General features: G+C 42.6%; 10 protein-coding genes. 7 read left to right on the top strand and 3 right to left on the bottom strand.

Annotation, left to right across the window (positions count from 1 at the left end; all coding sequences use genetic code 11):
• The first annotated feature begins 134 nt into the window (after window positions 1-134).
• From ACPK8D_RS03655 to ACPK8D_RS03645, 3 genes are all read left to right on the top strand, one after another.
• Window positions 135-2,051: a DUF2207 domain-containing protein gene (locus tag ACPK8D_RS03655; RefSeq protein ID WP_424716488.1), complete on the top strand. Its 1,917-nt coding sequence runs from the start codon at window positions 135-137 to the stop codon at window positions 2,049-2,051.
• A gap of 404 nt (window positions 2,052-2,455) precedes the next feature.
• Entirely contained in the window at window positions 2,456-3,607 is a 1,152-nt protein-coding gene (locus tag ACPK8D_RS03650) for an acyltransferase family protein (protein ID WP_424716487.1), read from the top strand.
• 227 nt (window positions 3,608-3,834) lie between these two features.
• Complete coding sequence (locus ACPK8D_RS03645) at window positions 3,835-6,585, top strand: DEAD/DEAH box helicase (protein WP_424716486.1); 2,751 nt, start codon at window positions 3,835-3,837, stop codon at window positions 6,583-6,585.
• A gap of 173 nt (window positions 6,586-6,758) precedes the next feature.
• Here the strand turns inward: ACPK8D_RS03645 and ACPK8D_RS03640 are convergent, their stop codons facing one another.
• From ACPK8D_RS03640 to ACPK8D_RS03630, 3 genes are all read right to left on the bottom strand, one after another.
• Complete coding sequence (locus tag ACPK8D_RS03640; RefSeq protein WP_424716485.1) at window positions 6,759-9,719, bottom strand: NosD domain-containing protein; 2,961 nt, start codon at window positions 9,717-9,719, stop codon at window positions 6,759-6,761.
• Between the two features lie 302 nt (window positions 9,720-10,021).
• Window positions 10,022-10,822 (bottom strand): winged helix-turn-helix transcriptional regulator, encoded by an 801-nt coding sequence (locus ACPK8D_RS03635; RefSeq protein WP_424716484.1) that lies wholly within the window; start codon window positions 10,820-10,822, stop codon window positions 10,022-10,024.
• Complete coding sequence (locus ACPK8D_RS03630; protein ID WP_424716483.1) at window positions 10,806-11,315, bottom strand: pre-peptidase C-terminal domain-containing protein; 510 nt, start codon at window positions 11,313-11,315, stop codon at window positions 10,806-10,808. The genes ACPK8D_RS03635 and ACPK8D_RS03630 overlap by 17 nt, the downstream gene beginning before the upstream one ends.
• An 839-nt stretch (window positions 11,316-12,154) precedes the next feature.
• On the opposite strand from ACPK8D_RS03630, the gene ACPK8D_RS03625 reads away from it, so the two are divergent.
• From ACPK8D_RS03625 to ACPK8D_RS03610, 4 genes are all read left to right on the top strand, one after another.
• Window positions 12,155-13,621, top strand: a complete 1,467-nt coding sequence (locus tag ACPK8D_RS03625) for an NAD(P)/FAD-dependent oxidoreductase (RefSeq protein ID WP_424716640.1) — start codon at window positions 12,155-12,157, stop codon at window positions 13,619-13,621.
• A 613-nt stretch (window positions 13,622-14,234) separates the two neighbouring features.
• Entirely contained in the window at window positions 14,235-16,526 is a 2,292-nt protein-coding gene (gene hsdR / locus ACPK8D_RS03620; RefSeq protein WP_424716482.1) for an EcoAI/FtnUII family type I restriction enzme subunit R, read from the top strand.
• Window positions 16,527-16,669: 143 nt separating this feature from the next.
• Entirely contained in the window at window positions 16,670-18,121 is a 1,452-nt protein-coding gene (locus ACPK8D_RS03615) for an N-6 DNA methylase (protein ID WP_424716481.1), read from the top strand.
• Window positions 18,118-19,893 carry a restriction endonuclease subunit S gene (locus tag ACPK8D_RS03610; protein ID WP_424716480.1) on the top strand — a complete coding sequence of 592 codons (1,776 nt, stop codon included), beginning with the start codon at window positions 18,118-18,120 and terminating at the stop codon, window positions 19,891-19,893. The genes ACPK8D_RS03615 and ACPK8D_RS03610 overlap by 4 nt, the downstream gene beginning before the upstream one ends.
• The last annotated feature ends 149 nt before the right edge of the window (window positions 19,894-20,042 follow it).

The following is a 20,042-nucleotide window of genomic DNA, read 5'->3' as shown; positions in this document are numbered from 1 at the left end:
ATTTGTAAGTGGTATCTATCCTGATTTATACTTTACAAAAAACAGGTATCTGCAACCCAGTTTAGACCCAAGTATTAAAAGGATTCCGAATAATTATATTATCCGGAAAATAATATGGGTTGGGGGAAACTTGAGTGGAGCTTTCAGATGCTTCCTTTGAAGCTGCCGGAAAGGCAAATTTTTATTCTGCGCTATTGAAAACAGTCGTTTTCTTGCTGCTTGTTCTCTGCCTGGCAGCTTCAGCCAGTGCAAAATACTCACTGGAAGGAGCTGAAACCAGTATAACTGTTAATGCCAGCGGGGTAGTCCACGTTGAAGAATCGGTTTCATATGCATTTGATGGAAAATACATAGATATTCACAGAGAACTAAAAACGTTGCCCGGAGAGTCTATCCGGAATATCGAGGGGAATTGTTCAAATGAAGCGTGTAAACTCAGAATTGAACCGATTTTAGATGGGTACAGGTTAATAGGCGAGCTTCCGGACCCTACTCCGGAAAAATTGACTTTTTTTATTTCTTATGATCATTATGGTGCAGTCAAAGTTCACAGGGATGTCTCTGAGTTTCATTATAAGCTGTGGGGCGGGGAATGGGAGAGATCTCTCAAGGGTTTAAAAGGAAGTGTTATGCTTCCGGTGAAAAACGAAAGCGAAATCAGGTACTGGACTCATCCTGTTGTTTATACAGAGGAAGGGGCTATAGAAAATAATGTTATTAACCTAAGGACAGGTGAGATCCCCTCAACCCAATGGTACGAAATCAGAGCGGTTTTCCCAAGGATTGCGTCCCCGAATCCCGGTCTTGTCCAGATAGATGATGCAGAGGGGCTTGAAGAAATCTTAGCCTCTGAAAGTAGATATCAACGCAAAGGTTTGATCTTAGAGAATCTATATAACATGACAATTTTATTTGCACTCTGTGCCCTGGCATTTCCTTTCCTTATATATTATCGATATGGAAGAGAACAGGAAATTAATTATGAAGCTCTGTCTGAAAGGGAAATGCCTGTAGATTCCAAACCTGTCGTGGTAAATGCCATTATGAAAGGGAGCATGGGTATTCCGACAATAGATGGATTTACTGCTACGGTTATGGACCTTGCCAACCGCGGTTATATCGCTTTGCGGAATTTAAAACCCGAAGAGGGAGACTCATTACACACCCTGGAATCCGGGTCCAGGGACTTTATAATCGAACTTGTAAATAATGAGATATATTCGGAAGCTAAAGGAAGCTTATCCGAACTGGAAGATTTTGAGAAAGACGTGCTTTATCTGTTAAAAGCTCATGCTTCCGAAAGGAAAATCTCCTGGAAAAAATTTGAAACGGAACTCCAAAGCGGAAAAGATTTCTATCAATTCTTAATTGCCTGGAGCAAAAAAGTCCAGGCACACACTGCATTTGATAAATACTTCCAATCTACGGGAAACGAATATATGTTCTGGTTTTCCCGAGCCATTCTAATAGCTGCAATTGTTTATTATATTCTCATCTCCGGATTTTTCCCATCAGACGCTTTTCCCCTGGCATCAAAGATTAACGTGCTGGCGGCTTCGATCGGAATTTTCGGGTTCGTTCTGACAAAGCATTCAAAGACATTCGTAGCGGTATTTGGACGGTGGACTCCCGAGGGAAACCTTTACTATAAACGGTGGGAGAATTTTAAAAAATACCTTACAGCCCTTCCTGCCCTCAAAGAAAATTCTCCTGAATCAATAGAGACCTGGGACTCTTATCTGGTGTATGCTCTCTCTCTCGGAGTCGCAAAAGAATTTCTTCAGAACATATCTCAGATTATCTCGCCTGAACAGCTAAAAGAAAGCCGCTTCCATCCCATAAGTTACAATTATAATCGATCTGGCTGTGATTTTGAGAATGCCTGCTCTTCATCCCGTCTTGAAGGCAGAGATTACGTAGATTACGTAGATCATGGAGATTATGAAGATCACGGAGATCATGGAGATCATGGAGGTCATGGAGATCATGGAGATTACAGAAATAGCATAAGAAGTGGCGGTTCAGGAGAAGGCAGAGGCGGTACCGAATAAAGCACAGAATAAAGAAGCAGAGCCTCATCCGGCAGCAGAAAAAAGTTCATAGAAATGCTGAACTCTGCAAACCAGCCCGCCTGACCACGCCTCTACGAGGGTTTGAAATCCGGGTAAATCAGCCCTCCTCAGCGAGTTGAAAATGTAACCTTTCTTGCCCATAAGTCAGCTCTCTTAAGCTCACTTCAGTATTTTGAGTTATAAATTAGCCCTCTTGAGCTCACTTCAGTTTTTATTCATAAATTAGCCCTCTTGAGCGAACGAAGTGAGTGAAAAGGGCAGCGTACTCCCGAGGCGCAATTCGGGCGAGGCGCAATTCGGGGAGCGAAAAGGGCAGCGTACTCCCGAGGCGCAATTCGGGTGCAAAAGATTATTATATAACAGTGTTTATTTTTTAGGCTAAGATGAGACTTCACTGGATCGATGCTTTAAAAGGGATCGGGATTATACTGGTAGTGTTTGCTCACCATAAATTACCGGTAGCGCTCGATACCTACATTTTTTCCTTTCATATGCCTCTTTTCTTTTTCATCTCCGGATTGCTGTTTGACTTCTGGAAACATACAGCGTCTGCTGCAAGTTTTGTAAAGAAAAGGTTCAGGTCGCTTATTGTGCCTTACTTTGGTTTTGCCCTGCTTACCTGCCTGTTTTACTTATTACTGGATACAGGATACCAGCCAGGAGTCACGAACATTGATTTTTTCAAAGCCAGTCCTGTTGAAAATATTCATTCCATCGTTTATGCGCTGGGCCCCCTCATCTCTTACAATCCGCCCCTCTGGTTCCTGACCTGCCTTTTCGTAACCGAACTGCTCTTTTACGGATTTGCAAGAAAATATTACTCGGAGCCGGGAAAACTTGTACTCGGGCTTACGGCTGTCGGGGTGATAGGATATCTTTATTCGGTCTACGTGCCTTTCAGGCTGCCCTGGAACAGTGATGTGGCTCTGACTGCCGTGGTCTTTTACGGGGCAGGGAATTTATTTAGAAAATTCATAGAATCGGAAGAACGGAAACCAGGGGAGAAATCACAAGCCAGTTCGGATTCCCAGCCAGGTTCGGGGCTCAGGAAAGGATTCCTCCGGGCTCGGAACCTTCTTCCCGGAATTCTCACCCTGGTGAACCTGCTGTATTTTGGATACCTTCTGCACTTTCCTACGGCAGAAGAGATGAATATGAATATACTGAAATACGGAGATTTCTTTTCCTACTACCTTCTGGCTTTCTCAGGAATTTTTACCTTTGTTTATCTTTTCAAAAATGTCAGGAGCTCAAAGGTACTGGAATATTACGGAAGAAATAGCCTGATTGTGCTTGCGCTCCACTTCCCTGTAAAAGATCTCCTTACAAAATTCATAGTTCTGGTTTTTGTGGTTGATATTGAGGCTTTCTACTACAACACCGGCTTTGCTCTGGGCTTAACGGTGCTGAACCTTCTCTGCCTGATACCTGTAATCTTCCTTATCAATAACTATTTCCCCTTCATACTGGGAAAAAAGCGATCTTCTGCGGAAGCTAAAGGCTTAAGGGCTCGTTTAAAGAAATTTGTGAATTGATCGGGATGGGATTTCCGATTACAATGAGATTTCCGATTGTAATATTACAACGGAGCCAGGAAAACCAAATTGTCTTTAAGATTTTAAAAAAGATGTATTTGAGTATTGAAAAGGTATAATGTTGGGAATAAAATGGTTCTGTGGTATAAGCTCAAGAACCGCCAGAGTAAATAGGAAAGAAAAACCCAAATAATATAAAAATAACATTTCCCGGATAAAATAAAACGGTGCCGAAAAAAATGGACATTTCCCACTTCCTGGACCAGATTCAAGCTTCCAGCCGCTATGAAAACCAGATTGTTCATAATGAGAAAATCCCTGCAAGAGAAGCCCTATATGCGCCTCTGGAGCTGAAACCACAGATAAAAGCAGCCCTTTCAGGCATCGGGATCGAAGATCTGTACACGCATCAGGCCGAAGCCATAGAAGAAATCCGGAGAGGAAAAGATGTCGTACTCTGTACGACTACAGCAAGCGGAAAATCCCTTACTTACATGATTCCTGTTTTTGAAGCTATCCTTAAAGAACCTGAAACAACTGCCCTTTACATCTCCCCATTAAACGCTCTTGTAAATGACCAGTTAAAGTCCTTTCTTGAATTCGAAGCGGTGCTGAAATCAGGGGCAGGCATAGCCCGTTATACAGGCGCCCTCTCAGAAGCCGAGAAAAGGAAGGTAAGAGAAGGGCAAACTAATGTGGTTTTAACGAACCCTGAGATGATCCATATGAGTTTTCTTGCCTGGCATCACCTCTGGAGACGCTTTTTCTCAAACCTCAGGTTCATAGTCATTGACGAGAGCCATTACTACCGGGGGGTTATAGGCAGCAATATGGCAAACTTGCTCAGGCGGCTTTTGCGCGTGGCTGAGTATTACGGGGCATCCCCGCAGTTTATCTGCTGTTCTGCGACAATCGGAAACCCGGACGATCATACTGAAACGCTTATCGGGCGGAAAGCCTCAGTGATTGAGAATAACGGCTCTTTTCAGGGAAGCCAGCAATTCGTTTTCTGGAACCCGCCGCTTTATCTGAACAATAAAGGGTACACACTCAGAAGAAGCAGTTTTTCCGAAGCTTCTTTGCTTTTTGCAAAGGCTGTCCAGGCAGGACTCCAGACCCTGGCCTTTACCCGGTCCAGGCAGGGAGTTGAGAGGATGTATAAAAACAGCAGGGAACTTTTGAGGAGCAGGAATCTCTCCCCTGCGATCTGCTCCTACAGAAGCGGCTATTTTGACAGGGAAAGGGAAGAAATCGAAAAGAAAATGAATTCAGGAGAACTTCGAGGGGTTATTTCCACAAATGCGCTCGAACTGGGCATAGATATAGGAGGGCTTGATGCCTGTATTCTGGACGGCTACCCCGGGACCGTGATGAGTGCCAGGCAGCAGGCAGGCAGGGCAGGCAGAAGCGGAAATGAGAGCCTTGTTGTCCTTGTAGCAGGCACAAACGCCCTTGACCAGTATTATATGAGAAACCCTGCCGACTTTTTTGCAAGAAGCAGTGAAAACGCCGTGCTCAACCCCAAAAACCCGTATATTCTCGCAGGACACCTGCTCTGCGCCGCAAAAGAGATTCCGCTGCGGGTATCCGATGAGAAGTACTTCGGGAAAGGCTATCCAAGAGTTGTGGAACTTCTGGAAGCCGAAGGCCTGCTTGCAGGTGATGACCTGAAGTATTCTACGGATCCGTTCCCATACAAGCACGTTTCTCTCCGGGGAATAGATAATAACACTTATTCCCTGCTTGCTTTTGAGGGGGAAAAGTGTTTCCCTATAGAAAAAGACATCGAAGAAACGCTTGCCTTCAGGGAATGTCACCCCGGAGCTGTTTATATGCACAGGGGAGAGCCCTACTACATAAACCGGATCGACCATGAAAAGAAAGAGATCCAGGCCGTCAAGACGCATGATACCTATTATACGAAACCGATGATCGACTCTTCAGTGCTCGTGCAGGAGACCTATGCGGTAAAATCGCTTTTGCACGCCGATGAGGTCGAAGTCGGGCTTGGGGAGGTCGAGGTAACGGACAGGGTTATAGGGTACAGGAAAATTCAGACCCAGAACAATGACATAATGAGCGCTCATTCCCTTGAGATGCCCCCGGTCAGCCTTCAGACAATGGCTCTCTGGCTTAAGCTTCCGGACAGGCTGCAGGAGCTGGTAGGAGAACATAAACTGGACTTTGCAGGCGGAATCCATGCAGTCGAACATGCAATGATTTCCATGTATTCCCTCCACCTGCTTGTGGACAGGAGCGACGTAGGCGGAGTTTCCACGCCGTCCCACCCTGACCTCGAAGGCAAAAGCGGGATCTTCATTTATGACGGTCACAGGGGCGGAGTAGGGTATGCCGAAAAGGGTTATGACCTTATAGAAGAGGTGCTTGACGGTACTTTAAAAGCAATCGAGAGCTGCCCCTGTGAAAGCGGCTGCCCTAGCTGCATCCAGTCCCCTAAGTGTGGAAACAATAACGAGCCCCTGGACAAGCAAGCTGCAATAATGCTCCTGCACGAAATCCTGGGAAAAGCTCCCTATGTTCCGCCTGAGAGAAAAGAAAAACACCTTTCCGAAGTCCGGGCTTCCAGGCCAGCTCCCGAAAAAAAGGATACAGACGACGCCCTGAACAGGGTGAGGCGCCAGCTAAGGCGGGAAACCATAAAACAGGAATCTCCCGCAACACAGGACAGAAAAGAAAAAACCTTCATTGCCACGGATGAAAAGGGAGGGATGATCGGGGTAATCTCTGCCCCTGCACCTGAAAAAGCTGCCGCAAAAACCTTTCACCAGAAATTCCGAGGAAAAAAAGAACCTGCAAAGGAAAATCCCCTTGAGATTCGCATCCGAGATCTTGGAGCAGGCAGTGATTACAGCTTCCGGCTCTGGATTGAAATTTCCGAAAATAATGGCAAAGAAGCCATTAACGGAGAGGACGAAAAAAAGGTCGTGAAGAAATTGGTAATCAGGAAAGTCAGCTGAAAAAAGGAACATAACTGGCTGTCAGAAGAATAAATAAAGAAGAAGGAAATCGGACTGGCTACCGAATTTACTCAGATAAGGGGAAAGGGTTTGTTTTGCCAGGTTTAATTAACAGCTCTGTATCACCCTTTCACCCCAGTATTCATCGGTTTTCCAATTTCAGTATGAGGTATTCATTCTTTTTTGAAAACTGTGATATATTCAGGTATTATTTTAACATCGCTGCCATTTGCATTGTTTACTATAAGACTTACGTTATATTTTCCTGGTTCAGTAAATGTATGCGTTGCGTTTAAAGCGTGTTTTGAATTAACACCGTCCCCAAAGTCCCAGACCCAGGCACTGGGTTCACCTGTACTATTGTCAGTAAACAATACCTTTAACGGGGCTGTCCCATAAGTAGGAGATGCAAAAAAATCTGCAACAGGTGGTTTTGGGCTCTGCCCCTCTTCCGAGATAATGCACATATAGATATCGGAGTTTTTATTACGGCCGTCTATCCATACAATCTTGTCTCCATAGATAGCAAGCTCTGTAGACGATAATCCATTGGTGGTTATCTGAGTTTCCTTCTGAGTGAAGAGATCGTACATATAGGCATTTATGTGGCCATCACGATAATCTGCCCATACGAGTCTGTCCTCATAGATAGCAGACAGGGGATAATATGCTTGACTGCAAGTAGTAATCTGGATTTTCCTGGAAGTTGAGAGGTTGTACATATAAATAACACTATTTTCATCGCGATATTCTGTCCACAGTATTTTGTCTCCGTAGATAGCAAGTTCTCCCCTTATTGATTCATTGCTAATAATCTGTGTTTCCTGTCCAGTTGCAAGGTCGTACACGTAGATATCTGAGTTCTCAAACTCATGGCGCTTACTAGACCACACGATCTTGTTTCCATACATATCAGGATTTAAATCGTCTGATGTACTGTTGGTGATTTGAACCTCTTTGTGGGTAGAGAGATCATACATGTAGATATCGGAGTTCGATAAGTTTGTGATATCTCCATTGCGGTAATCTTCCCAGATGATTCTATTTTCATAGATTTTAGGATTCGAGGCTGATCCATTAGTAGTGATCGGAGTTTCTGTGGAAGTGGAGATATTGTACATGTAAATATCTCCGTTCCCATTACGATGATCCATCCATACAACCTTATCTCCATAAATGGCAGGATAAAGGCCATATGATTTGCTTGTGGTTATTTGAGTTTCTTTGGATGTAGAGAGATCATACATATAAATATCAGGATTTCCATTTCGGCCATCCTCCCACACAATCCTGCCGTTGTAAATAGCAGGCCGGCTCGGGTTTAATCCATCGGTAGTTATCTGATATTCAGTGAGGATAAGTTGCCCATCTACACGCTGTACAGGGGATACGGTTATTGTGGATAACTTTGAGAAAGTTCCTTTTGAATTGATTGCGGTCAGGTTAACAATATAAGTTCCCGGAAAATTATATATGTAAGCCACAGTTTTGTCTGTAGAGTCAGTACTGCCATCATTGTTCAAATCCCATATTCTTTTTGCTACGTTTTGCGAAAGGTCGGTAAAAAGGATAGAAAGAGGAGCCTTGCCGCTCGTAGCATTGGCACTAAAATCGGCTACAGGAAGACTCCTAGCCTCCTGTGCAATAATCTCCTGAGTTTTTGAGGTCGTACCGCTTGCGTTTCTTACTGTCAGATTAACGGTATAATTTCCTGGGGCTTTATATTCGTAAACCGGGTCTTTTTCCGTAGAGTCTGAGACCCCGTCATTGTCAAAGTCCCAGTTCCACTCAAATGCATATTGTGAAAAATCTGTGAACTGAACTGAAAGAGGTGCAAGACCCTGTGTGATATTGGTACTGAAATTTGCAACAGGTGGGTTCTGCTTTCTGGAAATAGATGCGAGAGGAAGGAAATCAAAATCACTTCCATTGACATTATAGGGTGAGTCGCAAATCCAATCCCCGTCCGAATCCATACAGGTTTCGGAAAACCCGGTTCCATTCGGGTTTGCCCAGTAATTGCCACCCAGGTAGGGCCCGCCTGCAATATTAGTGCCTGGAGTACGTGAATTGTTCCAAGTATATTCTTCATGACTTCCCAGTCTTACGTTTATAGTGTTGTTGAAATAATTATTATAGATTAGTTCATAACTTTCCCTGTCCGGAATAGAAATTCCGCATTCTGCACTGGAGATTATTGTGTTGGTTGAGATTTCAGTGCTAGAGCTCATCACATTAATTCCAACGCTGCAGTTCAGGATTGTATTATTATGAATCCTGGAAGGCGACTGAGAAATATCTATCCCACAGTAACAGTCTGTAATGCTATTGTTAATAACATATATACCGTGATCATATGTACTGACTCCGTGAGAGCAATTTGAAATCGTATTATCAGATATTATATCACCTCCCCCGCAACAGGCAATACTTACACCCAATCCGTTTGAGATCTTATTTTCAGATATTAAATTAAGCGAGGACCATGCTGCCAGATGAATGGAACCTTTTTCAATAGTGTTGTTTGTCAGGTTATTCATGCCGCTTTCACCCATAGAAATAGACTCATTGAAGAGAAAGTTTTCTGAAATTGTATTGTAATGAGCATATGACAGAGAAATGGGACCTTCTTCAAGGGTATTATCTGTCAGGTTATTCATGTTGCTTCCTTCAAACAGGGAAATAGAACTGTTGAAGAGAAAGTTTTCCGAAATTGTGTTCTGATCGGCATTAACAAGGCACACTCCCAGATCGTTTTCAAATAAAGTGTTGCCTTTAATTTTGCAGTTTCTGACATTCTTAAGGCAAATACCAGCTGGATAATGAGTATAATTTCCCCTAGCACCTGTTATATTAAAGCCGCTGAGAGTTACATTACTGGCTGTTATAAGAAAAGCGCTTTTGTTTTCATCCGGTGATTTTACCAGTACCTCAGGATTTTTCGGCTCCGACCTGATAATCAGCGAGGTAACGTTAACAATAATATTTTCCATATAAGCTCCAGGCATGACGATAACTGTATCCCCAGGAGAAGAACTATTTACAGCTTCCTGAATCGATTTGAAATCTGCACCTGAACCATTGTCATCTACTGTAATCTCCCTGGCGGACGCAGGGCTATAAACCAAAATCATAAGAAAGATAGCAGCCGCTAAAAAAACGGTTAATTTATTCACCCACACCTGTTACTACCCCCTTTAAACCAGAAAAATATAAAGCCCTAAAGCCCTGAAAATTCAGGTATTTAAGAGTTAATAGACCTTATTTCAGGGACTTTATATAATCTTAATCTCCCCTTCGAGGAAAGTACAGCAGGTTGAAAAGTCTTTCACATCTAATTAGTCCGCTGGTAGTTAGCCACTTATAATACGTTGTACAAGCATAATTTTACATACACATATTATTGTAAGAATCCTGTAAATGCCGGATGTACTTTTCAAGAAGCTGTAATCCGGTCCATTTCATGTTCGACTTCTGCAAAAGAATCCTGTAAATACCGGATATGCTTTTCAACAAGAGGCTTATATACATGATTTATTCTGTAAACTTTATTTCTTCCTTCTTTTGTTTCCATTATAAGGTTGATTTCTCTGAGATTTTTCATATACCAGCTGATTGTAGACCTGGAAACTCCAAGTTCACGTGCAAGAGCTATATTTGTATCGCACTTGCCATTAACAATTTTTGAAATTATTCTTTGATTAGCTACGTTTTGAAGAGCAGAAATAATTCTTATTTCTTCCTCATTATAAGTAAAATTATTTTCGAAGAATCTCGTCTTCCCACCTTTTTTATAGACTTCGATTTTGTTCTGAGTTTCAAGGGTTTTTATGTGATATTTTACTGTCTCTCTGCCTAAACCTATATTTTCTACAATCTCGCTAATGTATGCTCCAGGTTTGGTTTTGATATAATCATAGATCTTAAAACGGCTGGGGTTGTCAAGTACATTTCCGGGTTTTACAATCCGATATCCGGCTATTGTGAAAACTAGCTTTTTAGGGTAAAGTGAGTCAACTGCCGTTGAAACATGCACTATGGCCAGCCATAACAGGAACTGCCAGTAGGGTATAACGGTGTCTTCTAGCTTTATCACCTCTTCTCCGCTAATTGAAGCTCCTGCCTGGTCACTTGGAAATGGCTTAACAGTATATTCTGTAGCCCCGGCTGTTACTGTAAATAGAAACAATAGTAAACCAATGATAAGCTTTTTTTGAAGCCTAATGCTGGTAGACATTAAACGTGTAACCCTCTTTTCCGCTTACAGCTTCTCCGTATACCTTGAACTGCCACTTTCCCTGCTGTATTTGTCCATTAGATGGAGATATACTGAGATGTATTCTACCGTTTACGCTTCCATCGGACTTATCGCGGTAGGCTCCAAGGTTCTTTCCTGAAGGATTATAGGTACTGAGTTTCAGATTATCACTTTTATCTCCCCAGTTCAAATCCACTTCAAGATAATTTGCTCCAGAACTTACGTTCACACTATGAACTATGGTCTGCCCTTTTGTTATGTAATGGATTGACTTCTGAGAGACGTTTGCACTGCGAATCTTGGCCTGCCCTGCTAATGCGGGACTTATTGGCTCTTGAGGAATTAAATTATCTTCAGAAGCACCGGGAGAATCATCTGTCCAGGGTTCAACAATGTATTCTTTTTTGAGAGCAGCCGAATTAATTTTCTGATCTGGGTTTACTGAATTCCAGGTTGTTATAATATCACCCAAAAAAAGGAGGAAAGATCACATATAAATCTTTTGATTAATGTTTTAATGATTAAAGTCACAGACAATATTAAAAATTATATAAAATATAAATTATCCTGGAAACATCTGAAGACAAAATATAATGCTAACAACATCGAGGTCTTCATAAATAATATTAAATATCAGTATTATGGATACAATAAGAAGATAGTCAATCTCACTCCCATTACATTAGAAAGGTAGTCACATACCGGATTATATGCAATTTAAAATGCCATGAATTTCTGAATTTGTTTTTTAATTTGTCTTAATCCTTAAATTGTTTAATCTGGTGCCTGTTCCGGATATACCGGGATTTCAAGTTATATTTTAAGTGAAATGAAGGTTTTTTATACGGACAGTTTCATACCTGATTATGGTATAGGGGATAATTGCTTGATGGGAAGAATTATCTACGGGAAAAATTGCTTGTGAAAACTACCTCTGTCACAGGCTTTTGTTTATCTTACAGTTTGTATTTTCAGTTTCCTTTGATTCGGCAAATCTATACATACTTAGAAAAAAATTTAAATTGAGGTTGAAGTGAAAGTGCGTTTCCAGCACAGAAATAGCATAGAAAGCGATTTAGAAACAAATTAAGAATTTTGTTTGGAACTCGGGGATTTACGGGGGATTTTACAGATTTTATTTTAAGTTTATTCCCGGTTTTCAGGAGTTTCAATTTCTGAAAATGGAATTTCTGAAAATGAAAACTTCTAAAACTGGAAGTTCCAAAACTGGAAATTTCTAAAACTTGAGATTTTTAAAACCTGAAATTCCGGATTGTTCTGATGCTTACAAGAATTATAAGGGATGCTACCATGGATAATAAAGATAAATTTTTGGAGAGAGGGGAGAAAAACTCGGGTAATGATAACTATGATGTTATAATTGTAGGGGCAGGGCCTGCAGGAATGTTTGCAGCTTATGAGCTTGCGAAATTCAAGCCTCTAAAAATTCTTATTGTGGATATGGGCAGGGATATAGATAAACGCCTGTGCCCCATGAAAACCCAGACCTACTGCATGCACTGCACGCCCTGTGATATTATGTGCGGGGTCGGGGGCTGCGGAACTTTTTCGGACGGGACCTTAAACCTGCGGCCTGATATCGGAGGAGACCTGGCAGCCCTGACAGGCGACCAGACCGAAGCCTGGCAGCTTGTGGAAAGAGTGGATAAGGTCTTTTTGAAGTTCGGGGCACCACAGGGAGCTCTGCTGACCGAAGGCCCGGAAATAGAGGAGCTTAAACGCAGGGCTGCTTCGGTCGGAGCCCGTTTTATCGAGATAAAGCAGCGGCATATAGGCTCGGATAATGCTCCTGCAGTCATAGGGCGTTTCAAACAGAACCTTGTTGACAGAGGAGTCGACTTCCTGCTTGAGACCGAGGTAAAGGATCTGCTGATTGAAAAAGAGACCTGCAGAGGGATTATACTTTCTGACGGGCGAGAACTCCGGGCCAGCTATGTGCTACTCTCGCCCGGAAGGCGGGGCTGCAACTGGGTTTCGGATATGATTGAGAAACACGGAATCGAAGCCCGGTACGGCGGAATTGATATCGGGGTAAGGGTAGAAGTCCCAGCGATCGTTATGGACCCTGTTACGAAAATCAACCGCGACCCCAAATTCCATATCCAGAGCCGCCGTTACGATGATTTTGTCCGGACCTTCTGCACAAACATGCGCGGGTTTGTCGTAAAGGAGGAGTATGAGGACTTTGTCGCAACCAACGGCCATTCCCTGGCAAATTCGGAATCCGAAAACACTAATTTCGCCTTCCTTGTCCGAATCGAGCTTACCGAGCCCATTGAAAATACCACAAAGTACGCCCGTTCAATCGCGAAACTTGCAACCACGATCGGGGGAGGAAAACCGGTCCTGCAGCGCATGGGCGACCTTAGAAGAGGCCGGCGCTCCACAAAAGAACGCCTCGCAAAAAACCTTGTCGTAAATACGCTCAAAGACGTTACCCCAGGCGATATTTCAATGGCCTTGCCCCACAGGATAGTTATGGATATAATCGAAGGCCTTGAGACCTTAAACGAGATTATTCCAGGCGTCACCTCGGACTCGACCCTGTTGTACGCCCCCGAAGTCAAGTTCTACGCGATGCACCTGAAAGTCGACAGGCAGATGGAAACCAGCATCAAAAACCTCTTTGCAGCCGGAGACGGAGCAGGGCTTTCAAGGGACATAGTAAATGCTGCTGCTACAGGAATTATGGCATCCGAAGGAATAATGAAAATGGTCAAAGGGGAAGAAAGGGCAAAAACAGGAGCAATAGAATGAAAGAAAGCAAACAGGAAATAACGAAAGTAAGTAGGAAATAGCAAAAGTAAACAGGAAATAATAAAAAACTGAAGTGAACAAAAAGTGGCAGCAATAAATAAAAAGTGGAGAGAGAATTTTGTTTAAAGGAAGGTTACGTTCCCATCTTAATGCCTGGATTTGTTGAAAGACATTTAAAATGCCCAGTTTCTTAGTCTGAAAAGAGGTTTGAAATAAAATTCAGGACCGAATCTCAGTTTTCGATCCCTTTGCTGTATGCCGCAGATCTTTGTGGAGTAGATGCTGTTAGTGGAGTTTTGTTTAGATAGATGGGAACGCAGGTTATACCATGCGCTTATTCTATATAATATTTTTAACATATAATGTTACTTTATAGGTATAATCGTTAGTGGAATATAGCAAGTTTTAGTTCATTGGTTTAACGGTTATACTACCAGTATAACAAAACTTTGTGAGCCTGGCTGAACACCAGGAATTGTATTGATGTAAAAATATGTATTAGGATTTAGGATATTGAAAATATATCAAAAGCACAAAAAATTTAATGGTTAAGATATGAACTAAACAAACAAGTTGTGTAATATAATAGCAAAATCTGCCGGATGACTGCCAGATGGAAAATGTAAACAAAAAAGAACTGAGTGAGCGCGATATATGTACGAAATTCATCACACCTGCAATTAAGCAGGCCAACTGGAAAGAACGTCAGATAAGGGAAGAGGTTAAACTTACAAACGGCAGGATCATCGTCAAAGGCTCAACTACCAGCAGGGGACAGCCAAAAAGAGCCGATTACATCCTTTTTTATAAACCCAATATTCCTCTTGTAGTGGTTGAAGCTAAAAAGAATTCACATTCACCTGGAGACGGCATGCAGCAGGCACTCCTGTATGCTGAGATGATGGACATTCCTTTTGCTTTCAGTTCAAATGGAGACTCCTTTTTACTTCACGACCGAACAGGCACTCTCGGAAAGGTAGAGGAGGAAATTCCACTGGATAGATTCCCTTCCCCTGAATTTCTCTGGCAAAAATACTGTGAATGGAAGGGGCTTGATGAGAACAGGCAGAAAATTGTAACTCAGGACTATTTTATAGACCAGCGAAAGTCACTGCGGTATTATCAGCGCATAGCAATTAATCGCACAATAGAGGCAATTGCGAAGGGGCAGAACCGTATTTTGCTGGTTATGGCGACAGGCACGGGAAAAACGCTCACAGCTTTTCAAATTATATGGCGCCTGTGGAAAGCAGGGGTAAAGAAAAGAATTCTTTTCCTTGCAGACCGGAATATCCTTGTTGACCAGACACGGATCAATGATTTCAAGCATTTCGGAAACGCCATGACAAAAATTCAGAATCGTGAGGCTGAAAAATCATACGAGATTTACCTCTCTCTTTACCAGGCGGTTTCCGGAACAGAAGAAGAGAAAAATATCTACAAGCAGTTTTCTCCGGAGTTTTTTGACCTTGTAATTATCGACGAATGCCACAGGGGAAGCGCAGCTGAAGATTCGGCATGGAGAGAAATCCTTGAATATTTCTCCTCTGCAACACACATAGGGCTGACAGCTACCCCGAAGGAAACGAAAGACATTTCAAATATCCATTATTTCGGAGAGCCAATCTACACCTATTCCCTGAAGCAGGGAATTGAAGACGGATTTCTTGCGCCTTACAGGGTTATCCGCATTGACCTTGACAGGGATCTAGCAGGCTGGAGGCCGGAAAAGAATCAGGTTGACAGGTACGGCACTCCTATAGAAGACAGAATTTACAACCAAAAAGACTTTGACAGGAATCTTGTGCTTGAGAAAAGAACTGAACTGGTCGCAAAGAAGGTTACGGAATTTTTGAAAGCCAGTGACCGTTTTGACAAGACTATCGTTTTTTGTGAGAATATAGATCATGCAGAGCGAATGAGGGGAGCCATTGTTAACGAGAATCCGGACCTTGCAGGCGAAAATAGAAAGTATGTCATGCGGATTACAGGGGATAATCCCGAAGGAAAAGCCGAACTTGACAACTTTATCAATCCCGAAAGCCGCTACCCTGTAATTGCCACCACTTCAAAACTGATGACTACAGGAGTGGACGCCCAGACCTGCAAGCTGATAGTGCTTGATAAACGCATAGAGTCAATGACCGAATTCAAGCAGATCATAGGCAGAGGCACGCGGATCAATGAGGATTACGGGAAATTCTATTTTACGATAATCGACTTCAAAAAAGCAACAGAGCTATTTGCTGACCCTGATTTTGACGGCGAGCCGGTAGAGATTTACGATTTTGAGGGCGGAAATGGAAATGGCCCAGTAGAAAAAGGAGAAGAAAATCGCAGGGAAAAATACTTCGTGGACGATGTGGAGGTTGGTGTGGTCATAGAGCGCACGCAGTACTACGGCCCTGATGGTAAATTGATTACCGAATCCTTAAAAGAATATACCCGAAAGACCCTGCTCAAGGACTTTGAATCTCTTGATTCTTTTTTGAAATACTGGAACGAAGCCGAGAAAAAGCAGGCAATCCTTACCGAACTTGAAGAGAGAGGAGTTTTGCTCGATGGGCTTGCAGAAGAGGTTGGGAAGGATCTTGACCCCTTTGACCTGATCTGTCACGTTGCCTTCGACCGTCCACCGCTGAGCAGGAAGGAAAGGGCTGAGAGGGTAAAAAAGAGCGATTATTTTAGCAAATATGGGGAAAATGCACAGGAAGTCCTTGATGTTCTTCTGGATAAGTATGCAGACGATGGGATTGAGAACCTTGAAAGCATGAGCGTACTCAAAGTCCAGCCATTTGACCGGATGGGAACCCCGCTGGAAATTATAAAACGTTTTGGGGGCAAGAATAACTATCTTGCGGCAGTCAGAGGGCTTGAATCCCAGCTTTATACGTTGGAAGTCTGATTCGAAGGACTTATGTGGGATTACAAAATAGTGCTCATGGCCATTTCTGGATAAAGGTTTAAATTATCAAATTGCCGCTTATCAAAAACAGTAAATGGACTACCGGATAGTCAAAAAGAAATCAAGTGCGGGAAAGGAAAAACATGTCTCTGGATACTACAGTCAAAACGATTCAGGATATAATGCGAAAAGATGCAGGTGTCGACGGCGACGCCCAGCGCATAAGCCAGCTCGGCTGGATGCTGTTCCTGAAGATTTTCGATGCAAGGGAAGAAGAATATGAACTTGAGGACGAGAACTATATCTCCCCTATCCCTGAAGAACTGCGCTGGAGGAACTGGGCGAAAGATCCTGAAGGCATAACCGGAGAAAGCCTGCTGGACTTTATCAATGAAAAACTCTTCAAAACCCTGAAAAACCTTTCTTTTTCCGAAGATGACGACCCTAAAGGCTTTGTTGTAAAAGACGTTTTTGAAGACTCATACAATTACATGAAAAACGGAACTCTGATCCGGCAGATCATAAATAAAATCAACGAGATCGATTTCACGAATTCAAAAGATCTGCACACCTTCGGCTCAATATACGAGAAAATCCTCAAAGACCTCCAAAGTGCAGGCAACGCAGGCGAGTTCTATACTCCAAGAGCCGTTACCCAGTTCATGGTAGAAATGGTTGATCCCAAAATGGGCGAAAAAACCCTTGACCCTGCCTGCGGGACAGGCGGTTTTCTGACGAGCGCGATAGAACACATCCGCGAAAAGTATGTGGACTCCGTAGAAGATCACCGCATTTTGCAGGAATCCATAGCCGGAATCGAGAAAAAACAGCTCCCCCACCTGCTCTGCATAACCAACATGCTTCTCCACGGAATAGAAGTGCCTTCCCGCATCCGCCACGATAACGCCCTCGCCCGCCCTCTCCGCGACTATACCCCAAAAGACCGGGTAGATGTGATCGTGACAAATCCCCCCTTCGGGGGCATGGAAGAAGACGGCATAGAAACAAATTTTCCGGCGAATTTCCAGACCCGCGAGACCGCTGACCTTTTCCTTGTCCTGATAATGCATATCCTAAAAGACGGAGGCCGCTGCGGAATTGTCCTCCCTGACGGTACCCTTTTCGGCGAAGGCGTAAAAACCCGCATTAAAGAAAAACTCCTCCAGGAATGCAACCTGCACACGATCGTCCGCCTCCCAAACGGCGTATTCAACCCCTACACCGGCATAAAAACCAACCTCCTTTTCTTCACCAAAGGCGAGCCTACAAAAGAAGTCTGGTACTACGAACACCCATACCCCGCCGGCTACAAATCCTATTCTAAAACCAAGCCCATGCGGATAGAAGAATTCGCCCCCGAAAAGTCCTGGTGGAATAATAGGGAAGAAACCGAAAACGCCTGGAAAGTCAAAATAGAAGACATAATCGCAAGCAACTACAACCTCGATATCAAAAATCCCAACACCATTGAAAACGACCACGGCGACCCCGAAGAACTTCTCAAAAAGTACCGGACCCTCCTCTCCGAAATCGAAGAAACCCGAACCGCCCTCAAAAACGAACTCATGATCTCTCTGGCAGGGAAATCCGTATGAATCCGGATGTTTTTTTCGAAAACTTCGAACTCCTTACCGATGCGCCAAATGGAGTCCAGAAGCTAAGAGAACTTATTTTGCAGCTTACAGTTAGGGGAAAACTTGTTCCACAGGACCCGAATGATGAGCCGGCAAGTGTTTTGATTGAGAAAATAAAGGCTGAAAAAAAAGAATTGGTCAAGGGAAATAATGGACGAAATTCAAAAGCATCAATTAATATCATAAGCGATGAAATCTTTGATATTCCTTCACATTGGATATGGACAAAACTTGGTAATTTAGGCATTACTCAAACGGGTACCACACCATCAAAAAGCGAACCTAAATTTTTTGGAAATTTTATTTCTTTTATAAAACCTGCTGATATGAGTGAATCCGGGGTAAAATATGACAATGAAATGCTTTCAGAATTGGGACTAAACTCAGGAAGATTAATTCCAAAAAATTCTGTGCTCATGGTTTGCATAGGCGGCTCCATTGGAAAAACTTGTTTAGTTGATCGAAACGTTTCTTGCAATCAGCAAATCAATGCGATTTCCCCTTTCTCCTCAGTGGACTGTAAGTTTATAACTTTTGTATTCAAATCGAGATATTTCCAAGATCAAGTTCTGGAAAAAGCATCGATAGGAACTCTTCCAATAATCAATAAGTCAAAATGGGAACAAATTTCTGTTCCTCTCCCACCCCTTGCCGAACAAAAACGCATCGTTACCAAAGTCGATGAACTGATGACTCTCTGCGACAAACTCGAAGCCCGCCGCCAGAAAAAACAGGAAATCCAGAGTAAACTCAATAGCGCTGCCCTTGATAAAATGCTCAGCGCAGAAAATCAGGAAGAATTCGAACGATACTGGCAGCGCCTCTGCGAGAATTTTGATCTTCTCTATGATAACCCTGAAAATGTAGAAAAATTAAGGCAGGCGATATTGAAAGCTGGCGTAGAAGGTAAATTAACCCAACAATGGAGAAAAAAACATCCAGACGTAGAGCCTGCAAGATCATTGCTGAGCAAGATTAAGGAAAAAAAGAAGAATTCTGAGATAGAAAAAAATAGAAGAAGCAAGCAATTGAAACTATTAGATGAAACCGAATTATCTACGTTACCTGAAAATTGGGAATGGACTAGACTTGACTCAATCGCTGATATAAAAGGCGGGATAACGAAGGACGGTAAAAGAAAGGTTGAAGATGGAAGAGAAGTTCCTTACTTGCGTGTAGCAAATGTTCAGCGTGGATATTTGGATTTAGATGAAATAAAGTATATTGAAGCCTCAGAAACTGTAATTTCAGAGTTATCATTAAAATATGGAGATGTTCTATTTACTGAGGGTGGAGATTTAGATAAACTCGGAAGAGGATGGATCTGGCAGAACGAACTGCCAGAATGTATTCATCAAAATCACATTTTTAGAGCCAGATTATACTCTGAGAAAATAATCAGCAAGTTTGTCTCATGGTTTGCTAATACCCATTACCAATATTTTATGGATGAGGGAAAACAAACAACAAACCTTGCATCTATTAATTTAACTAAACTAAGAGGCTTTCTGCTTCCTCTTCCTCCTTATGAAGAACAAAAATGTATCGTTGAAAAAGTTGAGCAGCTCATGGGTTTATGTGATCAACTCAAATCAAAACTTAAAAAGGAGCGGGAAGATAACGAGAAACTTATGGAAGCGGTTGTTAAGGGTTTGTTAGAAGGTGCGGTTGCCGAAAAAACAGAATTGGATAAGCCTATTCCGTTACAGGCGGCGGTTGTTAAACTGAAATAAATTAAATCTTACGTTTATTTTTCAGCCACCATATCTAAAGTTAAATTAGAAGGAGATATTGCCTGAAAGTAAAAATTGATTGACGAAACAATTCACTAATAGCTTGAGATAGAAGATTAAATTTGTATCTTTTTACTTCAATTCCATTG

Source organism: Methanosarcina sp. (assembly GCF_049706645.1).
GTDB lineage: Archaea > Halobacteriota > Methanosarcinia > Methanosarcinales > Methanosarcinaceae > Methanosarcina.
Note: the sequence above shows the minus strand (reverse complement) of the source record. Positions and strands in the feature narration are given on the sequence as shown.